We start from the raw sequence: 2,726 nt of genomic DNA, 5'->3' as shown, positions 1-2,726 counted from the left end.
GGTGTGGGTGGGCCAGCGGGCCTACGACGCCCACCAGGAAGCCCGCGCCCATGCGCTCGCCGGCCAGCGCCGGCCGGCGGTCGAGGCGCTGGCGCGGGGGGCCGATCTTGTCGCCGCCGCGGCGGCGGACGAGGAGGCTGCTCCGGCGTGGATCTACTACTACACGCCGGAGTTCTACGCGTTGGAACGCGGCTGGGTCTGCCGCTACCTCGGCCGCGACGACCCGGCCTACAACGAGGAGGCGATCGTCTGCCTCACCCGCGGACTCGCCGGACTCGGTGACGCACGTACCTCCGGCTGGGCGGCGGAGTTCCTCTGCCACCTGGCCGCCGCCTACCTCCAGGCCGACAGCCCCGACCTCGCCGGCGCCGCCGGCATCGAAGCAGCCACGATCGCCACTGAGACGGGGTCGGCTCGGCTGCTCCCGCGGTTGCGGCGGCTGCACGCCGACCTGGCCGCACGCTGGCCGGGAAGCTCCGTGACGGCTGATCTGGGTGGAGCTCTTCTCCTTGGCCGGGACGGCGACAAGTAGTCCGGGCGGGCACGTCAACGATCGGCCTCGAAGGCCCGCCGGGCACGGAGGCTCTGTCGTTCGACGGTTCTGTGGTGTCGCGGCACGGGTGTACGGTGCGCGGGTGCCAGCATTCCTTATCTGCCAGTGGTGAATGGTTCCACCCGCGGGCTCGCCGTCATCGAGGCCGCCGCACAGCCTGCTGGCACCGCCCGGGACGGGCAGCGGGCCGGCACGGTTGGCGTCGGCTTCCTACTCGCCACCCAACCCGAGGTCGCGCAGCACACGGCCGTGCGTGATGTGTCAGGTGTGCAGGGGGACGATGCTCTCCGTGTCCCATCGGTAGGTGCGGCCGTCGCGGTACAGCCGTACCAGCCGTATTTCCATGACGGGCACCTCGATCGGGGGAAGGTCACGCAGGCCCGCGACCCGGCGGATGATCGGCTGTGCGGGCACGTCGCGGTTGCAGTAGGCGATGCCGACGTGAGGGCGGAAACGCCGGTCGACGGCGGGCAGGCCGCACGCGGCTGTCTCCTCGTCCACAGCGGCGCGGAGTTCGACCAACGGCTCCCAGGGCGTGACCGTGAAGCGGACCGCGCCGCTTGACCCAGCCAGCGGCCCGACCCGCATCCCGATCGCCGGCAGGCCACGACACCGCTGCGCGACCCGGCGGACAACCGTGGTGACGGCGGCGGTGTCGATCTCGTCGGTGAACGCGAGCCGGCGCACGGTGAGGTGCAGCCCGTCGGCGGGGACGGGGTCGAGGCAGTCGAACACGCGCAGCCGCTCCTGGCAGGTGGCGGCGAGGTCGCGCAGGGCGGCGCTGTCGAGGGTCAGGAACCAGTGGAAGCTGCGGCGGGCGGGGGTCCAGCCGGGCCGGTCCCAGTGATTGGTCATCGTGGTCAGGACACGGAAGCGTTCCCAGTCGTCGTGGACCGGGTCGTTCTCGCTCACCACGACCCGCCGGCGAGCGTCCGGGACACCTCGGCCAGTTCGGCGACGGTGGGCAGGGACCGCCAGGGCGCGGTGCGGCGGGCGAGTTCCTGGCCGCGCTGGCGGATGGACTCGATCGGCTGATTGCCTGCGCGGGTCAAAGCTTCGACGCCGAGGGTGGCGCTGTGTTCGGGGTCGGGGTCGTCGCCGGTAGTCAGCGCGGTGGCGATGTCGAGGGCGATGAGGACGTGGCTCCACGGGGAGCGTTCGGTGCCCGGCGTGTCGGTGGCGGTCTGTGCGTAGCTCTGGACGAGGGCGGTTTCTCCGGTGCCGACATGGGCGGTCGCGGCGTTTGCCGCGATCCGCGCGAGGCTGTAGGCGCCGAAGGAGATGCACGGTGACATGCCGGCGGGCAACTCAGCGCGTTCGGCGAGGTCGAACGCGCGGCCGACGGCTTCCCGCACGCCCTCACGATCGCCGAGCTGGCCCAGGGCGCGGGCTTCGCCGTTGACCGCCAGCCGGATCGCCTGCGGGCCGCCTGCGGTGTAGGTCTGTCCGTCGCGCGCCCGCTCCAGCGCCAGCCGGTAGTCGCCGGCGTAGTAGGCGCACAGGCTTTCCGTAGCCCGCACCCAGGCCACCAGGTCGCCGTCCTCCACGGCCACCGCGATGGTGAACGCCTCCGTGCAATGAGCGCGCGCGAGCAGGAAGTCACCGAGGTTCACCGCCATGTACCCGGCCAGCCCCGACAGCCGCGCGGCGACTCGAAGGAGCCGATGACGCTGCCGGGGTAGCTGCCAGCCCTCGATGAGAGTCTGCACTGCTTTCCGCTGCCGCACGACGAGGGGCATCAATGCGGCCGGGCCACGCGTCTCGTAGGACTCGATACAGTCATCAACGAAACTGTCGAGATAGTCGAGAAAAGACGTGTGGACGGACGGTGCAGAGAAATACCGCAGACGAAAACCCACATCGACCAGTTCCGCGTGGCGGTCATATCCAGTCTATCCAGTGCCTGGCGAAACTGTCGCGTCTACGGCAGGCGGGACGATTACCGAAGTGAAAGTGCGGATGTCCTTTCCGGCGATTCCGACCTCCGACACATCTCTCGGCACCGGCAGGTCCTCAGGCCGTGCCCGCCGGCTTCTCGGCGTTTTACTGATCAGGAGCGTGTCGGCGGGGGGCATGTGTTCGCGGTCGTCGAGGTCGAGGAGGTTGTCGATGCTGGTGCCGTAGACCTCGGCGAGTAGGGCGAGCATCTGCGGGGTGGGGCGCCGTCGGGGTG

The 2,726-nt window shown here is 70.5% G+C and carries 3 protein-coding genes and 1 pseudogene; 1 reads left to right on the top strand and 3 read right to left on the bottom strand.

Going from position 1 to position 2,726, the window contains the following annotated elements; translation table 11 throughout:
- Window positions 1-532 (top strand): hypothetical protein (locus tag NBZ83_RS31405; protein WP_498041097.1); only part of this gene is annotated, 532 nt, incomplete at its 5' end.
- 282 nt (window positions 533-814) lie between these two features.
- Here the strand turns inward: NBZ83_RS31405 and NBZ83_RS31400 are convergent.
- The 3 genes and pseudogenes from NBZ83_RS31400 to NBZ83_RS31390 all read right to left on the bottom strand — a co-directional run.
- Window positions 815-1,465: a 2'-5' RNA ligase family protein gene (locus NBZ83_RS31400; RefSeq protein WP_261563291.1), complete on the bottom strand. Its 651-nt coding sequence runs from the start codon at window positions 1,463-1,465 to the stop codon at window positions 815-817.
- Window positions 1,462-2,412: an NsdA family TPR-like regulatory protein gene (locus NBZ83_RS31395; protein WP_498041096.1), complete on the bottom strand. Its 951-nt coding sequence runs from the start codon at window positions 2,410-2,412 to the stop codon at window positions 1,462-1,464. The genes NBZ83_RS31400 and NBZ83_RS31395 overlap by 4 nt, the downstream gene beginning before the upstream one ends.
- A gap of 33 nt (window positions 2,413-2,445) precedes the next feature.
- Window positions 2,446-2,726: pseudogene (locus NBZ83_RS31390) on the bottom strand (hypothetical protein); the annotation flags it as partial.

The organism is Frankia gtarii, from assembly GCF_025403375.1.
GTDB lineage: Bacteria > Actinomycetota > Actinomycetes > Frankiales > Frankiaceae > Frankia > Frankia gtarii.
Note: the sequence above shows the minus strand (reverse complement) of the source record. Positions and strands in the feature narration are given on the sequence as shown.